The sequence below is a fragment of the Streptomyces sp. AMJ-169 genome (assembly GCF_055597585.1).
In genome coordinates this window covers 601,051-618,344 of sequence record NZ_JBVLTJ010000003.1, presented here as the reverse complement: position 1 = coordinate 618,344, position 17,294 = coordinate 601,051, and the positions used below count along the sequence as shown (strand labels likewise).

Here is a 17,294-nt window from a genome sequence, read left to right as displayed (position 1 = left end):
CCGGATCGTCCTCTATGGAGGCGTACCGGACGGATGGAGGAGGTGAACGGCCGTGGGACGTCCCGAGGGGGCCGTGCGGGACGAGGCGCCCTACCGGGGGCTCGCGCGGTTCGAACCCGGCGACCGGGAGCTGTTCTTCGGGCGGGAGCGGGTGGTAGCCGAACTGGAGGAACTGATGACGGGGCACCGGCTCGCGGTGCTCTTCGGGGCCTCCGGCAGCGGCAAGTCGTCTTTGCTGCGAGCCGGGTTGCTGCCACGGCTGCGGGAACGGGCTCAATGTCCGGCGGAGCTGCGCATCCTGACCCCCGGCCCTCAACCAGCCACCACACACGGGGAGTTGCTGTCATCCGGCGGTGAACGCTGGCTCGTGGTCGACCAGTTCGAGGAACTGTTCACCCTCTGCCAGGACCGCGCCGAACGGGACCGCTTCCTCCAACTCCTGCTGTCCGCAAGGGAACCCGGCAGCGAACTGCGCGTACTGCTCTCCGTACGCGCCGACTTCTACGCCCGCTGCCTCGAACACCGCGCCCTGGCCGACGCGTTGCACGGCGCCGCGCTCGCCCTCGGCCCGATGACCGCCGCCGAACTGAGCGAGACGGTGACCGGCCCCGCCGCCCGCACCGGCCTCCTCGTCGCCCCCGAACTCACCACCCGCGTGATCGAGGAGGTCCAGGGCGCCCCCGCCGCCCTGCCGCTGCTCTCCCACGCCCTCCTGGAAACCTGGCACCGCCGCGCCGGCCACCGCCTGACCCTGGCCGCGTACGAGGCGTCCGGCGGAGCCCACGGCGCAATCGCGGCAACCGCAGAGGAGGCGTACGACGGCCTCGGCCCCGCCGAACAGGCCGCCGCCCGGCGCCTGTTGCTGCGCCTGGTCGCACCGGGCCGCGAACCGGGCACCCCCGACACCGGGCGCCCGCTCGACCGGGCCGAGGCCGGCGCGTGGGCCCACCCGGACACCGTCGAACGCCTCGCCCGCGCCCGCCTGTTGACCGTCGACGAGGACGGGGTGCGGCTCACCCACGAGGCGCTGCTGACCTGTTGGCCCCGGCTCGCCGGCTGGCTGGAGGAGGACCGCGAACGGCTGCGCGAGCTGCGGCGGTTGACGGAGGCGGCGCACGCCTGGCGGGAGGCGGGCCGCGACCCGGGCGCCCTGTGGCACGGCACCCGCCTGGAGAGGGCTCAGGGACTCGCCGAACTCGGCGGAGTGGAAAGGGAGTTCATCAAGGCGGCGGTCGCCGGACGGCAGGGCGCCGAGCGGGCGGCGCGCCGCTCCCGGCTGCTGCTGGCCTCGCTGTCGGCCGTTGTCGCCGTCGCCCTGGTGGCCGGGCTGCTCGCCTGGGTCCAGTACCGCGAGGACGCCCGCCGCCACAGCGATGCCGCCGCCCGCCGCCTCGCCGCCGTCGCGGACTCCCTGCGCACGACGGACCCGCGCACCGCGCTCCGGCTCAGCGCCGCCGCCTGGAACCTGGCCCACCTCCCCGAGTCCCGCCGGGCCGTCCTCGGCGCGCTGGCCCAGCCCGAGCTGGACGCCTTCACCGTCCCCGACCCGGACGGCCCGGGCCCCTTCCTCACCGCCGACGGCCGCACCCTCCTCACCGCCGACGGCGCCACCTGGCAGGCGTGGGACGTGACCGCCCGCCGCGTCGCCGCCACCGGCCCCCTCCCGGCCGGCACCGAACTGATCGCCGCCGGCCCCGACGCCCGGGTGCTCGCCCTCTCCGACGGCACCGGCATCCGCCTGTGGGACACGGCCGTCCGCCGCTGGACCGGCGCCCTGCGCCCCCTCCCGCGCCGCACGACCGACCTCGCCGTCAACACCACGAGCTATCTGACGGACGACGGGAACTCCGTGCGGCTGCGGTCCGTTGTCGGGGGGAGGCTGCTGTACGAGACGAGGGCTCGCGCCTTGGACGACGTCGCCGCGAGCCCCGACGGCCGGCGGCTGGCCGTATGCGAGACAGGGAAGGAGGTGGAGATCTGGGAGGGTGACGACCACCGCACGCTGCCCGGTGACGGGGTGTGCGACGCCGACGCAGTACATCTGCTGTTCGGCGCCGGCGACCGCCTGGCGCTGACCTCAGCGAACGGCGCGCACGTCTGGGACCTCCGCACGCGACGCGAACTGGCCTCCCTGGACGACGGCCGGATCGACGCCGCGGCCTTCAGCCCGGACGGAGACTTCCTGGCCACCACCGACGGCGCGGAACTGCGGGTGTGGCGCCTGTCCGAACCGGACCTGCCCGTCTTCCGCCGCCCCCTGACCGCCTGGCAGCCGTACGCCACCCTGGCCTGGGACCCCGTGCGCCCGATCCTGCGCTACCTCTCCGACGACACCGTCCACTCCTACGACGTGCAGGCGCCGACGACGCCTGACTGGCGGGCCTCAGCCGCGGCGGGCGGGACGGAACGGGCCGACGCGGGCACGGACGCCGTGGCGCGGGACGTCCATGGAGCGCGGGCGGCCACCGGTGACTCCGCCGGGCGGGTCACGTTCTGGCGGGACGGGCGGGCGGCGGTGCTGGCCGACGCCTTCCGGCAGCCTGCCGTGGAGGTACCCGAAGCGGTGACGGCGCTCGCGCTGAGCCCCGACGGGCGGACGCTGGCGGCCGGCGGGGACGCGGGGACCGTCCAGCTGTGGGACACGGAGACCCGGCAGCCGGTGGGGGACGCCCTGCCGACGGCCGGGGAGGCGATCACTTCGCTGACCTTCAGCGGTCAGGTGCTGCGGGCGGGGAGCGTCCATGTGCCCGTGCGCAGTTACGACCTTGATCCCGGGGAGGCGGTGCGGGAGGTGTGCGCGCGGGCGGGAGGGGGGCCCGATCGGGAGGAGTGGGAGGAGTACGTGCCGGACGAGGGGTATCGGGGGGTGTGCGGATGAGTGCCGGCAGGCAGCTGATCAAGGGCTCGTCCCATGATCGTCCCGCGACTAGGGTGAGCCGCGTCCGTATGCCGTGCATCTGCGCCACAGGGTGACTTGGAGACCGACCGATGCGACCGACGTTCGTCCTCGTCCACGGGGCCTTCGCCAACTCCTTCTCCTTCGCGCCGCTGCAAGCCGAACTCGGCCTCCTGGGACACCGGTCGGTCGCCGTCGACCTGCCGGGACACGGTTTCGCGGCGACCTTCCCGCACGCCTACCAGGCCCCGCAGGACCCCGCCGGGCTCGCCACGGCACCCGGCGCGATCAAGGGCGTCACGCTCGCCGACAACGCGGCCCATCTGATCGGCGTGCTGGAACGCGCGAAGGCCAACGGCCCCGTCGTGCTCGTCTCCCACAGCCGCGGCGGCATCACGGCCACCGCCGCGGCCAACCGGCGCCCGGACCTGATCGACCGCATCGTGTACGTCTCCTCCTGGGCCCCCGTCGACCTCCCCGTCGGCGCCTACTACTCCGAGCCCGAGATGGCGGCCCTCGACGGGACGGCGCTGGCCTCGACGATCGTCGGCGACATCCCTCAACTCGGCCTGCTGCGCGCCAACTTCCGCACCGCCGACCCCACCGTCCTCGGTCGCGTCAAGGCGGCCCTCCTCGCCGACGGCACCGACGACGAGTTCCTGACCGTCCTCAACACCTACCAGCCGGACGAGAACCTCGACACCGGCTCCGCCGACGACCGCGCGCAGGCCGGGAGTTGGGGCCGCATCCCCAAGGCGTACGTCCGCCTGACCGAGGACACGAGCATCCCGCTCGCCATGCAGGACCGGATGATCCGGGAGGGGGACGCGCTGACGCCGGAGAACCCGTACGAGGTGCGGACGCTGCCGGGCAGCCATTTGAAGTGGCTGGTCGAACCGGGGGCGGCGGCGGGGGTGTTGGGGGAGTTTGCAGGGGGGTGAGGGGGTGAGGGGGTGGTGTGGGGTGCGGTGCGGGGTGTACGGGGGGCCGGCGGCGAGAGGGCGAGAGGTTCCGTATGAGGGGCGGCGCCCCTCTTCGCAACCCGCCGCCTCCGCCGGTCCGCCTTCTCTGCCGCCCGTCCCCTCCGCCGGTCCGCCTCCTCTGCCGTCCGTTCCCTCTGCGGGTCTGCCTCCTCCGCCGGTCCGCCCGCTCCGCCGGTCCGTTCAAGCGACCTGGTCGCTTCGGACGATCAGCGCGGCGAGGTCGTACAGCAACCGGCCCTCCGGCCCGGCCGGTAGCAGGGGTGCGAGTCGGGTCCAGGCGTCGTGGACCATGCCGGCGGCCTCCTCTCGGCAGGCCTCCACCGCCCCGCACGCCTCCAACTCCCGGCACACCTCGGCTATTTCGGCGTGGTCGGCCGGGGCATCCCCGATCCGTCGCCAGAGTTGGTCCAGCCGGTGGGCCGGTAACAGGGTGACCGCGTGGGCCAGCGGCATCGTCACCTTGCCGGCGCGCAGATCCTCGGCGGGTTCCTTGGTGCGGGCCCCGGCCCGGCGTACGCCGCGCAGGTCGGCCAGGTCGTCGGCGATCTGGTACGCCGTGCCCACGGCGGAGCCGAACTCGCCGAGGGCCGCGCGTAGTTCGGGGCCCGCGCCGGTGACGATCGCGGCCGTCTCCAGGCCCGCCGCGACCGGGGCGCCGGACTTCAGCCGGTGGGTCAGCCGGACCTGGCGCAGCACGGCGTGCCGGTCGCCGCCGGACACGGCCCGGTCCATCTCCTCGCGGTGGCCCTGGAGGTCGAGGGCCTGCCCGGCGTGTCCGGCCCGCAGGGCGGCCAGCAGCAGTTCGCGCAGCTCGCCGCGTCGGCGGGCGTCGTCGGGGCAGGTGAGGTGGACCGCCCTGTCCCACAGGAAGTAGGCGGCCGTCCCGGCGTTCAGAGCCGTCGGCACGCCGAACACGGTGTGGACCGCCGGGCGTCCGCGCCGCAGCGGCGAGACGTCCTGGACGTCGTCGACGATGAGCGAGCCGGTGTGCATCAGCTCCACCGCCGCGATCAGCGGCCCGTACCGCTCGGCGTCCCCGCCGAGGAGTTCGACGGCCTCCCAGAGCAGCACGGGCCGCCACCGTCGCCCCGTGGCCTCGGTGAGATGCCGGACCGGGGCGCTCAGCGCGCGTTGCAGGCGGCGGGCGAGGGTGGGCGTGTTCATGACTTCGGGGGTGAGGGCGGGGGGCAGCCAGGTGGCGCATGCCTGGGCTGCCGCGCTGGGGCAGAGGAGGTCTATGTGGTGGCCTATGCGGGCGGCTGTGCGGGTGATGCGTTGCTGGAGGTGGTCGGTGTCCGGGGATGAGATGCCGTCGGCCGAGGGGGGCGGGTTCCCGGCTCGTGGGGCGCCGCTGGTTACCGCAGTCGAGGGCGTCGTCTTCTCCGGGGCCGGGTTCATCGGCGGGTCTCCCGTTCGCGGGGCGTGGCGGTCATGGTCAGGCCGTTCGGGGTGGGGGTCAGCTCCATGCCGAGGCGTACCGGGCGGCCTGGGTGGGTGGTGCGGAGGGTGCGGGAGACGACCAGGGCGGCGAGCGCGACCGGCACCATGACGTCGGCCATGGGGGCGGCGGGGCAGTGGCGGGGGCCTAGGCCGTAGGGGAAGGTTGCGGGGAGCGGTGGTTCGGGGTGTGGGGACGGTTCGGGGTGTGGGGCGGGGGTGTCTCCGGGTAGGCGGGGATGCGGGCCGAGGGTGTTCTCGGGCAGGCGGTGCTGTGCGGCGGAGACGTCCTCGGGTAACTGGCGCTGTGCGGCGAAGGTGCTCCCGGGCAGCCAGCGGTAGGGATCGAAGGTGTCCGGGCGGTCGAAGCGGGCGGGGTCGCGGCGGAGGGCGCCTAGCGGCAGGGTGACGGTGGCGCCTGCGGGTAGCCGGCGGTCGCCCAGGGTCGTCTCGTGGCGGGTGCGGCGGATCAGGAAGGGGGCGCCGTGCAGCCGCATGACCTCCTTGATGAACGCGGTGGCCAGGGGGAGTTGGCCCAGGCTCAGGTCCGACCTTAGGGCCGCGCCGGCCTCCTCCCGATAGGCCCGCCCCAGGGTGGCGTCGGCCTTTTCCCGGAGGGGCTGCCCGAGGTCCGCGTCGGCCTCCTCCCGGAGGGCCTGCCCGAGGTCCGCGTCGGCCTTCTCCTGGCTGAGCCGCCGCCCTAGCCCCGCGTCCGCCTCCCAGAGAGCCTGCCCCAGGGCCGCGTCCGCCTCCTCCCGTAGGGCCTGCTGGTGCTCCGGGTGGCGGCCCAGCCGGTAGCAGGCCCAGGTGAGTGTCGAGGCTGTGGTCTCCAGGCCGGCGAGCAGCAAGGTGTGCACGTCGTCCGCCATGGTCCCCGGCCGCCCGCCCGCCGCGCGCCTCAGCCGCGACAGCACGTCCTGCCCGTCGTCGTCCGGACGATGCCGGGCGCACACCTCCTGGCCGACCTCCTCCAGCCGCGCGAGGGCACGGCGGAAAGCGCGCGGCCTGGGTACGGGCGCCCAGGGCCACGGCGTCAGCGCGACGCGCCAGGCCACTCCCGTGGACAACGTGGGACGCGTCGCCGCGAGTGCCGACAGCGCCGTCGGGGACAGCTCGCTGCGCAGGGCGCAGCCGATGATGAGGCCGCACGCGAAGCGGGTCATCTCGTGGCACATGTCCACCGGGCGGTCGGCGGGCAGCGCGCGCAGCAGGCGCTCGGCCGTGTCCCGCGCGGTCACCGCGAGCCCGGTGAGCCGGCCGGCCGCGAACGCGGGGTTCAGCACCGCCCGCCGCGCGTGGTGCACCTTGCCCTCGACCCCGAGCAGCCCGCCCGCGACGACGTCCCGGACACACGGGTCGGCACCCCAGAACGGGAAGGTGTCCTCGCGCGAGGCGACCTTCCGGATCAGCGACACGTCGTTGACCTGGAAAGCGGTCGCTGGCCCGACCCGCACCCGTACGACCGGGCCCGCCCCGGCGTGCCGCAGCGCGATGTACGCCGGGTCCATCCAGAACCGCAGGGCGCGCGAAGCGTCGAGCTCCGCCGGCTGCGCGGACATGTCCATCTGCCTCCCCCTTATTACGCTTTTCCGGTGAACGACCACAGGGCGGAACTGGTTACGGTGCGTGTTCGTTGAGCTCGTCGAGGGACCGGACGAACAGGCCGGGCAGCTCACCGGTTGCCGTGCGGGAGCGGTCGGGCAGGACGCCGAAGCGGGCGGTCGTAGGGGTCCTGGTGAGGGAGAAGTAGCCGAGCAGGTCGGGGGAGTTGAAGGCGAAGATGCTGGTGGCGAGGAGGGGTGCGGCGAAGACGTCGTACGTGTCCGGGAGGGCGATGTGGCTGGCGGCCAGCCGTAAGCCCGCGCGGGTGCCCGCCCAGGTCAGCAGGGCGGGCGGGGTGCGGGAGAAGGTGCGCCAGCCGGTCTCGCGCAGGCCGGAGGTCTTGTGCCGGGTGACCTGCGCGGTGACCGAGGCGAGGCGGTCGCGCGGGGCGGGCAGCGCACAGGGCAGCCGGAGCGGCGCCGCCAGCGCCGAGTTCCCCACGGCGAGCCGCGCCGCCTCCGTACGCACCGACATCGGCATCATCACCATGAGGTCCCGCGCATACCCCGCATGCCCCACCTGCCACCGCCCGAGCGCCCCGGCCAACGCCGCGAGGTACACGTCATTGACGCCGACCGCCCATTTGCTCGCGGCTTCCCGCAGTACGGATGTGGGGATGTCGACGAACGCGGGGGCTGGGTCTTCGCAGGGCGCCGGGATCCCGCCGGGTGCCGCATCTCCGCCCGGCACAGCATCTCCGCCGCGCGCCGCACCCTCGTTACGCGACGCGCCTCCGCCCGGCACTGTGTCTCCGCCGCGCGCCGCACTCCCGTTACGCGCCGCAACTCCGCTGTGCGCCGCATCTCCGGTACGCCCTGCGTCTCCGTCCGGCACCACGCCTCCGCCGCGCGCCGCACCCCTGCCGCGCGCCGGATCTCCGCTGTGCGCCTCATCTCCGGTACGCCCTGCGCCTCCGTCCGGCACCACGCCTCCGCCGCGCGCCGCACCCCCGTTGCGCGCCGGATCTCCGCTGTGCGCCGCACCTCCGGTACGCGCTGCGTCTCCGCCCGGCACGGCATCCCTGCCCGGCGCCGTACCACCCCCGCCGCGCGCCGCATCTCCGCCTCGCGCCGCACCCTCGTCACGCGCTGAACCCCCGCCCGCCCCCGCGCCCCACCCGGCAGGCACCACCTCGTCCGGCCGGAACCCCCTCACCGGCCACGTGCGCACCCACGCGTACGACCACCTGGCCGGCGGCCGGTACGCGCGCGGGCCCCTGACCGGTCCGTCGGCCAGGAGTTCGGCCGTGAGGTGTGCGGTGCCGATGCCGTCCAGGACGGCGTGGTCGGCGCGGAAGCAGATTCGTTGGACCCCTTCGGTCCGGCTGGACAGGACGTGCAGGTCCCACGCGGGTGCGGGGCGGGTGGGGAGCGGCAGGCGCAGGACCGCGTCGGTCGCGGCGCCGAGGCGGCCGGCCGGCACCTCCTGCGCCTCGCCGACGTGGAGTCCGGTGTCCGGCGGCGTCCGCAGCCAGGACCTCGTGCCGGGGGCCGAGGCGGTGTGCAGGGCCGGGAGGTACGGCGAGCGCTGCGCGACCCGCGCGCGTACGTCGTCCAACTCGAAGGAGCCGAAGGGGAAGTCGAGGATCTGGCAGACCATGAAGGGCGCCGGGGGCGAGGCGTCGGCGCCGGTGAACGACGCGAACAGGCGGTCCACGGAGTTCATCCGCCCCGTCCGGCCGGTCACCTCGGGCCGGGGGACACTTGAGGGCACCGGATGGGTCAGCAAGGAGACACCTCGCACTCATGTCGGGGGCAGGGCCGTACTGCGAACGAGTGATGGAGAGAGGGGACACGAAGGGGCGAGCGCAGAACGGCGCGAACCCCTGACCGACACGCACACCGGCACACGCCCCCAAGCGCCCAACTGCCTTGCGCCGAAAGGCCCCCGCACCGAGAACCGCCCCGCACATGGCACCCTCCGCCGGATCGGAACCCCCTGCCGGATCGGAACCACCCCGTACCCTGAGCCTCCGCCCGCCCCCCAAGCCTCCGCCCGACCAGAACCGCCTCGCACCCCGAGTCGTCCGCGCGCAGCGCACCCCCCCGCCCGCTCAAAACCCCCAGCCCCCGAGCCACCCACCCTCAGCCCCCCCGCTGCCCAAACAGCCGCCCCCGCCCAGCCCCCCACCCCCTCAGAACCGCTCCGAATCCCTCTCATCCGGCGGCATCGGCAACGTCAGCTCCGTCTCCGCTCCCCCCTCCGGATGGTTCCGGAACGTCAGCTCGGCCTCCAGGAGCCGGGCTTGGCCCAGGGCGATGGTCAGGCCCAGGCCCGTGCCGCCGGTGGTGGAGGTGGTGTGGAAGCGCTGGGGGCCGGTGGTGTGGAGGGCCGTGAGGAGGTCGGGCGGGAAGCCGGGGCCGTGGTCGCGGACGCGGATCTGGGGGCCGTCCACCTCCAGTTCGACCGGCGGGGCGCCGTGCCGCAGGGCGTTGGCGGCGAGGTTGGTGAGGACGCGCTCCACGCGGCGCGGGTCGGTGCGGACGAGGGCGTCCTCCGTGATCTGGACCTGTACGCCCTCCAGACCGGCGACCGCACGCCGCGCCATCGCGCTGACCTCGCGCTGCTCGGTGTCGACGACCGCGACCTGGGCGTCCATCCGGGCCACCTCCAGAACGTCCTCGACGAGCCCGCGCAGCTTCTGGACACTGCTCGCGACCAGCTCCGAGGCCCGCCCGGGCGGAAGCAGACCGACGGCGGTGGTCATACCGGCGACGGGGGTGCGCAGCTCGTGCGCGATGTCGGCGGTCACCCGGCGCTCCGCTTCGAGCCGGGCCCCGAGCGCGTCGGCCATGACGTTGACGGCGGTCGCGAGCCGGGCGATCTCGTCGCGGCCGTCGGGGCGGACCCGGGCGTCGAGGTCGCCCTCGGCGATCCGCTCGGCGGTCTGCGCGGCGGCGGTGGCCCGCCTGCCCATCCGCACGCCGAGGAGGAGACCGGCGAGGGAGACGACGACGGTCGCGGTGGCACCGGTGACGAGGAGGGTGCGGTCGAGGGTGTCGAGGGCGTGCTCCTCAGGGTCGTACGGCCGCTCCAGCGCGAGGACCTGCCCGCCGGTGATCTCGGTCGCCGCCCACAGGACGCCGTCGTCCAGATACGTCACACGCACCTTGCCGCGCACCGCCTTCGCCACCGGGGGCGGCAGGTCGGACGGGTCGACGCGGGCGTGGGTCGGGCGGCCGGCCGCGTGGTCCTCGGCGGCGTTCTGGAGCTGCTGGTCGAAGGCCGAACGGGCGGCGTTCAGCTGGTCCTGGGCGGTGATGTGGTGCACGAGCACGCCGATCGCGCCGGACACGCACACAGCCGTGGCGGCGACGGCGAGGGCGACCTTCGTCCCCACGTTCAAGGCCGGAGCCCGCAGCCGCGCACGGCCACGTCCGGTACCGTCGCCCCCGGCCGGCGGCATGTCGCGCATCACTTCTCCGGTACGTCCAGGACCAGGTCGTCGTTGCCGTCCATCCAGAAAGGGGCGGGCGGACGGACAGGGGTGAGCCGCGCGTGACCGTAGTACGCGACGTCACCGCGCCGGACGAGACCGCTGAGGGCGACCGTCACCCGGTAGCTCGGCGTCTTCCCGCCGGGACAGCCGGACAGGCACGTCAGGTCCGAGACCACCCCGCGCGCCGTCGGCCGGGCCGAACCCCAGCCGCGCCACGTCAACTGCTCCAGCACGACCCGCCCGACCGGTACGACCTCGCTCGGGTGCTGCCAGGAGCGGCCGTACCAGTCCGTCATGTATGTCGGCCCCGACCAGGGCAGCGCCGAGGGCGCCGGGCCCTCGACCCGGAGCCCGCCGTCCGGCGCGCCGCAGCCACTGAGGAGGACGGCGGCCAGCGCGGCGCAGGGTACGAGCAGCCCGGTCCGCATCCGCCCCTCCTCCTGTCACGTCCTGTCACCGTCCGAGGCAGGACGCTAGCAGCAGCCGGGGCCGCCTGGTCCCAGCCGGTCCCCGAGCCCTGCCTCTCACGGCCCCCTAGCTGCTCCGACGCCGCACGTCACCCCTCTGACCTGCGATGCGACAGAAGCACGGCCGAATTGACCAGTCACCCCAGGGCGGCCTGATCAATTCACCCCCGCCGCCCCCGGACGCCCCTCGCCGGTCCCCCTCAGCTCGCGGGGAACGTGAACGTGTACCCCTGCCCGACCAGCCACGGCAGCAGCTCCCGCAGCGCCGCCACCGTCTGGCTGCGGTCGCCCCCGCCGTCGTGCATGAGCACGATCCCGCCGGGCCGCACCTCCTGCTTGACGGTGGCCACGATCGAGTCGACCCCGGGCCGGCTCCAGTCGCGCGGGTCGACGGTCCAGCCCAGCGGGCGCAGCCCGTCCTGGACGGCTATCGCCCGGTTCTCGGCGCCGAAGTCCCCGCCGGGCGCCCGGAACCAGCTGATCCGGGTACCAGGACCCGCCGCCTTGACGATCATCTGCTTGGCGGCCGTGATCTCGTACGCCTGCTTCTCGTACGGCAGGGTCCGCATCGGCTGCGGGTGGTCGACGGTGTGGTCGCACAGCCGGTGGCCCTCGGCGAGGACGCGTTTCACCAGGTCGGGGTGGGCGGCGGCGTTGTCGCCGATCTCGCAGAAGGTCGCTTTGACGTGGTACTGCGCGAGCAGGTCCAGGACCTGGGCGGTGGCGGTGCCAGGGCCGTCGTCGAAGGTGAGGGCCACGGTCCGGCCGGGGATCGCCGTCCGGTAGGCGATGGCGGCGCTGGGGGCGCCTGTGGTGTGGGTGTCGGCCGATGTGGCCGCCTGGGCCGTCGTACCGATCGCGGCGAGCGCGAGGGTGAGGAGGGCCGCGCCGCCGATCATGGCGGGGCGCCGGATGCGGGAGTTGGGCATGCCGTCGACGATGACCGAATGTCCGGCTAAAGCGAAGATTTGGCGGGAATATGCGGAATTTGTCACAGGAAAGGCCGGTGCCCAGGGAGTGGGGGGCACCGGCCTTCCGGGGGTCAGCCCTGGGTGCCGCTCTGGCTCACCGGGTACAGGCCGAGGACGTTCTTCGGGTCGGACGGGTTCACGCCCTGGACGTCACCCACATAGAGGTTGACGCGCGCCTTGTAGCGGTCCAGGGCGGTGCGGTCGCTCATGAACGCGCCGAGGCCCAGCGGGTTCATGTTCTTGTAGTCGAAGATGCCCTTGCGGCCGGCCGGCGCGGCGACGTCCGTGCGGCTGCTCCACGTGCCGATGTCGTTCGTCTGGGCCTGCTTGGAGAGGATCCAGCTCAGGTACAGCTTGGCGGCGGCCTTGTGCGGGGCGTCCTTCAGTATCGCGCCCGTCTGCGGCCAGGCCACCCACGGGGACTTCTCCGGGAGGGTCACCTGGGAGAGGCCGTTCGAGCTGCCGCCGCTGCCGAAGTTGGCGACGTAGTCCCCCGTGCCGACCAGGTCGGAGGAGTCCTGCGTGCCGCGCACGAACTTGGGGTGCTGCGCCAGCAGCTTCTGGAGGTAGCCGAAGCCGTACCGGTCCGTGAGCTGCTTGAAGTAGTAGAGGACGGCGTCGTCGTCGTTCGGGTACGTGAAGACGAGCTTGTTCTTGAACTCGGGCTTCAGGAAGTCGGCGGCCTCGACGGGCGCCTTGGAGCCCAGCTTCGTGGCCGTGACGTCGGCGAAGGCGAAGTAGAACAGGCCGGTGTAGTAGCCGTCCTTGTCCTTGATCCGGCTGTCGACCTGGTTCCAGCCGACCGGGCGGTACTTCTCCAGGACGCCCTCCTTCTTCCAGCGCGGGAAGTCGTCGACGGTCTGGAGGTGGACGACGTCGGCGACGACGTGGTGCTCGTCGACCTGGTTGTCGACGCGGGCGTCATGGTTCTTGCTGAAGTCGACGACCATGTCGACCTTCATCTTCGGGAACTTCTTGACGAAGGCGTCCTTCAGATAGTCGGCCTGGCCGGGCTTGTCGCCGCCGGCGTACACGACCAGCCGGCCGCCCTCGGCGACCGCGTCCTTGTACAGCTTCTGGAGCTGGGCCTCTTCGGTCGTGGTCCGGGCCGGCTGCGGGGTCGCCGCGTACGCCGCGCCGGTCGTGGCCACCACGCCGAGTGCTATGGCTACGGTCCAGACCTTGCGGGTGGCTTTCACGAGGGGCTCCTTCGGGGCGGGTGGGAAAAACGGGGTGCGCAAACAGGAGGCCGTTTGAGGGTTCAACAACCTGTGGCCCAGCTTAGCGAGGTATTGCAAAACTGCAACATCGGGGGAGAGGTGCCCCCGGTCACGCGTCGCGGACGTCCTCTGGAGGTGGGTCAGGTTCAGCGCCGCCAGGGCAGATCGTTCGGCAGCGCCGGCCGCTCCGGCCCGGTCAGCCCCGCGAGCACGATCGCGCACGCCTCCCCGAACGCCCGCGCCTGCTCCGGCGTGAGCCGGTCGAAGACGGTCGCGCGGACCAGGGCCACATGCCCCGGCGCCGCGGCTTTCAGCGTAGCGAAGCCCGCCTCGGTCAGCACCGCGAGCTGCGCCCGCTTGTCCCCGGGGCTGTCCTCCCGCCGCACCCACCCCGTCTCCTCCATCCGGGCCACGGTGTACGACAGCCGGGTCCGGGCGATCTTCAGGTGCGCGGCCAGGTCGGTCATGCGCAGCCGGTGCCCGGGGGCCTCCGAGAGGAAGACCAGGACCGAGTAGTTGAGGTGGCTGAGCCCCGAGTCGTGGCGGAGCTGCTGGTCGAGGGCGTCCTCCATGACCAGCGTGAGGTCGCTGAAGGAGCGCCAGGTGTGCAGCTCGGCCGGGGACAGCCAGGGGGTTTCCATGAGTGGGGACCCTAGCAGCGGGGGTCGGTGTCGCCGGGGCTAGGTAGACTGGTCTACCTAATTCTGGGAGGGTGGGGCCGATGAACGAGACCGAAGAGACGGGCCCGCGCAGGAAGCCGAGCGCCCGCGAACGCCTCCTCGCCGCCGCCGCGCGCCGCTTCTACGCGGACGGGGTGGCGGCCACCGGCATCGACACGATCACCGCCGAGGCGGGCGTCGCCAAGATGAGCCTGTACAACAACTTCGCCTCCAAGGCCGACCTGGTCAGGGCGTACCTCGACGAGCGGCACGAGGAGTGGCTGGGCCTGTACCGCCGCCGCCTCGCGCAGGCCGGGGACGCCCCCCGGGCCGGCGTGCTCGCCGTCTTCGACGCGTACGCCGACCACGCGGCCTTCGCCTACGAGCACGGCTTCCGCGGCTGCGGCCTCCTCAACGCCGCCGCGGAACTCCCCGCCGGCGACGAGGGCAGGGACGTCGTACGCCGCCACAAGGAGGAGGTCGAGTCCCTCCTCGCCGGCCACCTCACCCGCCTGCTGCCCGAACACCCTGAGAAGGCGGCGGAGTTGGCGGAACACCTGGCGTTCCTGCTGGAGGGGGCGACTTCGCGGGCGGGACTGGAGGGGGACGGCGCGCGGTTGGTTCGTGCGCGGGGGATGGCTGTCGAGTTGCTGGAGAGGGTGTGAGGGGGGTGGAGGACGAGGCGGGGAGCGAGGGAGCCGCGGGAGCCCTCGCAGGGGGCGGATCGGCTGGAGCGGAGACGGTTTCCGGAGGGAGGCGTGCGGACGGGACCGGTGCGCGGGCCGGTGGCCGACGGCTCGCTCCGCCCAGGCCCGCCGAGACCGTGCCTGAGCCGGGCCGGCCCGAGCTGCCGGAGCCCGCTCCGAGTCGGCCCGATCCGAGCCCGCCCGCTCCTCCCCGGCCGGATGTTCTGAGCCCGCCCACCTCACCCCGGCCCGACCGGACGCGGCCCGCCCCCTCCAGCATCGGCTCCCTCTGCGTCCTGCTCGCCGCCGTCCTCTGGGGCACCACCGGCACCGCCGCCACCTTCGCCCCGGACGTCGGCCCCCTCGCCATCGGGGCCGTCGCCATGGGGCTCGGTGGGCTGCTGCAAGCTCTGCTCGCGGTGCCCCGCATCCTCCGTGAGGGGCCTCGGCTGCTGGAACGGCGGGGGTTGGTGCTGCTCGGGGCGGTCTCCGTGGCCGGGTATCCGCTGGCGTTCTACACCTCCATGCACCTCGCCGGGGTCGCCGCCGGGACGGTCGTCACGATCGGTTCGGCGCCGCTCGCCTCGGCGCTCATCGAGCGGGTCGTGGACGGGCGGCGGCTCAGCCGGCGCTGGACGGCCGGCGCGCTGCTCGGGCTCGCGGGGACGGCGCTGCTGTGCGCGGCGCAGGCGGCGCGGGCCGGCAGCGGCGGGCGGACGGCGGGCGAGACGGTGCTCGGGGTCGGGCTCGGACTGCTCGCCGGGCTCACGTACGCCGTCTACTCCTGGGCCGCGCACCGGCTGATCAGCGCCGGCCACACCTCCCGCGCGGCCATGGGCACCGTCTTCGGCATCGGCGGGCTGCTGCTGATGCCGGTCCTGCTCGCCACCGGCGGACCGCTGCTCGACTCCGGGACCAGTGCGGCCGTCGGCGTGTACATGGCCGTCGTCCCGATGTTCCTCGGATACCTCCTCTTCGGCTGGGGGCTCGCGCGGGTCCCGGCGAGTACGGCGACGACGCTGACGCTGCTGGAGCCCGCGGTGGCGGCGGTGCTGGCGGTGCTGGTCGTCGGGGAGCGGGTGCCGGCGGCGGGGTGGGCCGGGATCGTGCTGGTCGTCGCGTGCCTCGCGGTGCTCACGGCGCCGACGCGCGGAGAGCCGGCCGAGTCTCTTTGAAGCGGGCGCAAGGCCTTTCAGAAGACCCGAGTGCCCCGAGCGCCCTGCGTACGCGCCTTGAGGCGCCGATCACCGTTGGCCGATCCTCGGATCGGACAGCGGATCCGCCGACGGCGGCGGGTCGCTGGACCGGCGCCCTCGGGAGGAACCATGAGCAGTCCCTTCAACGCCGCCGGCTATCTCCTCGCCCGCGGCCGGGCCGACCGGCCCGCGCTCATCGAGGGTGAAGTCACCCTGAGCTACGGGGAGTTGGCCGCACAGGTGGTCGAGGCGAGCGGGGGGTGGCGCGCGCTCGGGGTGCGGCCCGAGGAACGGGTGCTGATCCACTGCGCCGACCGCGCGGAGGCGGTGACCGCACTGCTGTCGCTGCTGCGCATCGGCGCGGTGCCGGTCCTCGCGTCCACGATGACCTCGGGCGCCGAACTCGCCGTACTCATCCGCGACTGCCGCTGCCGCAAGCTGCTCGCCGGGCCCGAGTTCGGCGAGCGGGTCGTGGGGGCGCTGGGGTGCGGGGAGCTGCCGGACCTCGACACCGTCGTCGTACTGGACGACGCCCCCGTGCACCCGCGCGCCCCCGTCGCCCGCGTCGGCTGGGGCGAACTCCTCGGCGCGGGCGGGGACGGGGCGCCGGACCGGACCACCGAGGACTCGCCGGCGCTGTGGCTGTACACCTCGGGCACCACCGGCCTGCCCAAGGCCGCGATGCACCGGCACGGCTCGATCCGGACCGTCGCCGAGGGGTACGGCCGCGAGGTGCTCGGACTGCGCCCCGACGACCGCTGCCTCTCCGTGGCCAGGCTGTTCTCCGCGTACGGCCTCGGCAACTCCTGTCTGCTGCCGCTGGCCGCCGGAGCCGCCGCCGTCCTCGACCCGGCCCCGCCCACCCCGGCGGGCCTCGCCCGCCACCTCGCGCACGACGCGCCGACCGTCTTCTTCGGCGTCCCCACCTCCTACGCCGCCCTCCTGCACGCCCCCGGCGTCCCCGACGACGCCTTCCGGACCGTACGGCTCGCCGTGTCGGCCGGGGAACCGCTGCCCCCCGAGCTCCAGCACCGCTTCCTCGCCCGCTTCGGCGTCGACCTCACCGACGGGCTCGGCACGACCGAGGCGCTGCACGTCTTCCTCTCCCACCGGCCAGGACGCACCCGCCCCGGCACCCTCGGCACCCCCGTCCCCGGCTACGAACTGCGCATCGACGCACCCGACGGCACCGAGGTCGCGCCCGGGGAGTCCGGCGTGCTGAAGGTGCGCGCGCCCTCGGCGGCCACCGGCTACTGGTGCCGCACCCCCGAGACACGGGCCATGTTCCAGGGCGAGTGGCTCAACACCGGGGACGTCTTCACCCGTGACCGCGACGGTCACTACCGGTGCCATGGGCGCGCCAACGACATGATCAAGAGCGGGGGTTACTGGGTCGCCCCCACCGAGGTCGAGCACCACCTCCTCCAGCATCCGGACGTCGGCGCGGTCTGTGTCGTCGCCGCCCCCGACGCCGACGGGCTCGACCGGCCGGTCGCCTGCGTCGTCCCGGCGGGGCGCGAACTCCCCGATGAATCAGCCCTGTTGGACTTCTGCCGGGCAACCCTCTCCGGACCGAAACGGCCGCGGCACATCCTGCTGTTCACCGCGCTGCCGACGAACGGGACGGGGAAGGTCGACCGGCGGGGGGTGGGGGAACAGGCGCGGGCCAGGCTGCGGAGGGCGGTGCGGGAAGGAGAGGGCGCGCTTCCGCGGCGCGGGTGAGACCGCGCGGCCCGGG

Annotated in this window: 13 protein-coding genes; 5 read left to right on the top strand and 8 right to left on the bottom strand. The window is 74.0% G+C overall.

Translation table 11 applies throughout. The features are described 5' to 3' along the window. Nucleotides 1–52: 52 nt before the first annotated feature. The gene (locus tag ACYUD3_RS10870) at nt 53–2,878 is read left to right on the top strand and encodes a WD40 repeat domain-containing protein (RefSeq protein ID WP_470967305.1); all 2,826 of its coding nucleotides are present in this window, start codon (nt 53–55) and stop codon (nt 2,876–2,878) included. A 110-nt stretch (nt 2,879–2,988) separates the two neighbouring features. Next, nucleotides 2,989–3,837 carry an alpha/beta fold hydrolase gene (locus ACYUD3_RS10865; RefSeq protein ID WP_470967302.1) on the top strand — a complete coding sequence of 283 codons (849 nt, stop codon included), beginning with the start codon at nt 2,989–2,991 and terminating at the stop codon, nt 3,835–3,837. Nucleotides 3,838–4,059: 222 nt separating this feature from the next. Here ACYUD3_RS10865 and ACYUD3_RS10860 read toward each other — a convergent pair whose 3' ends face one another. From ACYUD3_RS10860 to ACYUD3_RS10825, 8 genes are all read right to left on the bottom strand, one after another. After that, nucleotides 4,060–5,277, bottom strand: a complete 1,218-nt coding sequence (locus ACYUD3_RS10860) for a polyprenyl synthetase family protein (protein WP_470967299.1) — start codon at nt 5,275–5,277, stop codon at nt 4,060–4,062. Then, complete coding sequence (locus tag ACYUD3_RS10855) at nt 5,274–6,881, bottom strand: cytochrome P450 (RefSeq protein ID WP_470967297.1); 1,608 nt, start codon at nt 6,879–6,881, stop codon at nt 5,274–5,276. The genes ACYUD3_RS10860 and ACYUD3_RS10855 overlap by 4 nt, the downstream gene beginning before the upstream one ends. A gap of 52 nt (nt 6,882–6,933) precedes the next feature. Then, complete coding sequence (locus ACYUD3_RS10850; protein ID WP_470967295.1) at nt 6,934–8,646, bottom strand: hypothetical protein; 1,713 nt, start codon at nt 8,644–8,646, stop codon at nt 6,934–6,936. 406 nt (nt 8,647–9,052) lie between these two features. After that, the gene (locus ACYUD3_RS10845) at nt 9,053–10,333 is read right to left on the bottom strand and encodes an ATP-binding protein (protein ID WP_470967293.1); all 1,281 of its coding nucleotides are present in this window, start codon (nt 10,331–10,333) and stop codon (nt 9,053–9,055) included. Then, nucleotides 10,333–10,785 (bottom strand): hypothetical protein, encoded by a 453-nt coding sequence (locus ACYUD3_RS10840; protein ID WP_470967290.1) that lies wholly within the window; start codon nt 10,783–10,785, stop codon nt 10,333–10,335. Before ACYUD3_RS10840 ends, ACYUD3_RS10845 begins: the two co-directional genes overlap by 1 nt. 239 nt (nt 10,786–11,024) lie before the next feature. Further along, complete coding sequence (locus ACYUD3_RS10835; RefSeq protein ID WP_470967288.1) at nt 11,025–11,753, bottom strand: polysaccharide deacetylase family protein; 729 nt, start codon at nt 11,751–11,753, stop codon at nt 11,025–11,027. A 113-nt stretch (nt 11,754–11,866) separates the two neighbouring features. After that, entirely contained in the window at nt 11,867–12,994 is a 1,128-nt protein-coding gene (locus ACYUD3_RS10830; RefSeq protein ID WP_470967285.1) for an ABC transporter substrate-binding protein, read from the bottom strand. 167 nt (nt 12,995–13,161) lie between these two features. Then, complete coding sequence (locus tag ACYUD3_RS10825) at nt 13,162–13,656, bottom strand: MarR family winged helix-turn-helix transcriptional regulator (RefSeq protein ID WP_470967282.1); 495 nt, start codon at nt 13,654–13,656, stop codon at nt 13,162–13,164. A gap of 80 nt (nt 13,657–13,736) precedes the next feature. Here ACYUD3_RS10825 and ACYUD3_RS10820 point away from each other — a divergent pair, with 80 nt between their 5' ends. The 3 genes from ACYUD3_RS10820 (at nt 13,737) to ACYUD3_RS10810 (ending at nt 17,278) form a co-directional block, all read left to right on the top strand. Next, complete coding sequence (locus ACYUD3_RS10820; protein WP_470967279.1) at nt 13,737–14,339, top strand: TetR/AcrR family transcriptional regulator; 603 nt, start codon at nt 13,737–13,739, stop codon at nt 14,337–14,339. Between the two features lie 158 nt (nt 14,340–14,497). Next, a complete protein-coding gene (locus ACYUD3_RS10815) occupies nt 14,498–15,535 on the top strand; it encodes a DMT family transporter (RefSeq protein ID WP_470967276.1) in 1,038 nt (345 codons plus the stop codon). Between the two features lie 150 nt (nt 15,536–15,685). Then, nucleotides 15,686–17,278: a benzoate-CoA ligase family protein gene (locus ACYUD3_RS10810; protein ID WP_470967274.1), complete on the top strand. Its 1,593-nt coding sequence runs from the start codon at nt 15,686–15,688 to the stop codon at nt 17,276–17,278. The last annotated feature ends 16 nt before the right edge of the window (nt 17,279–17,294 follow it).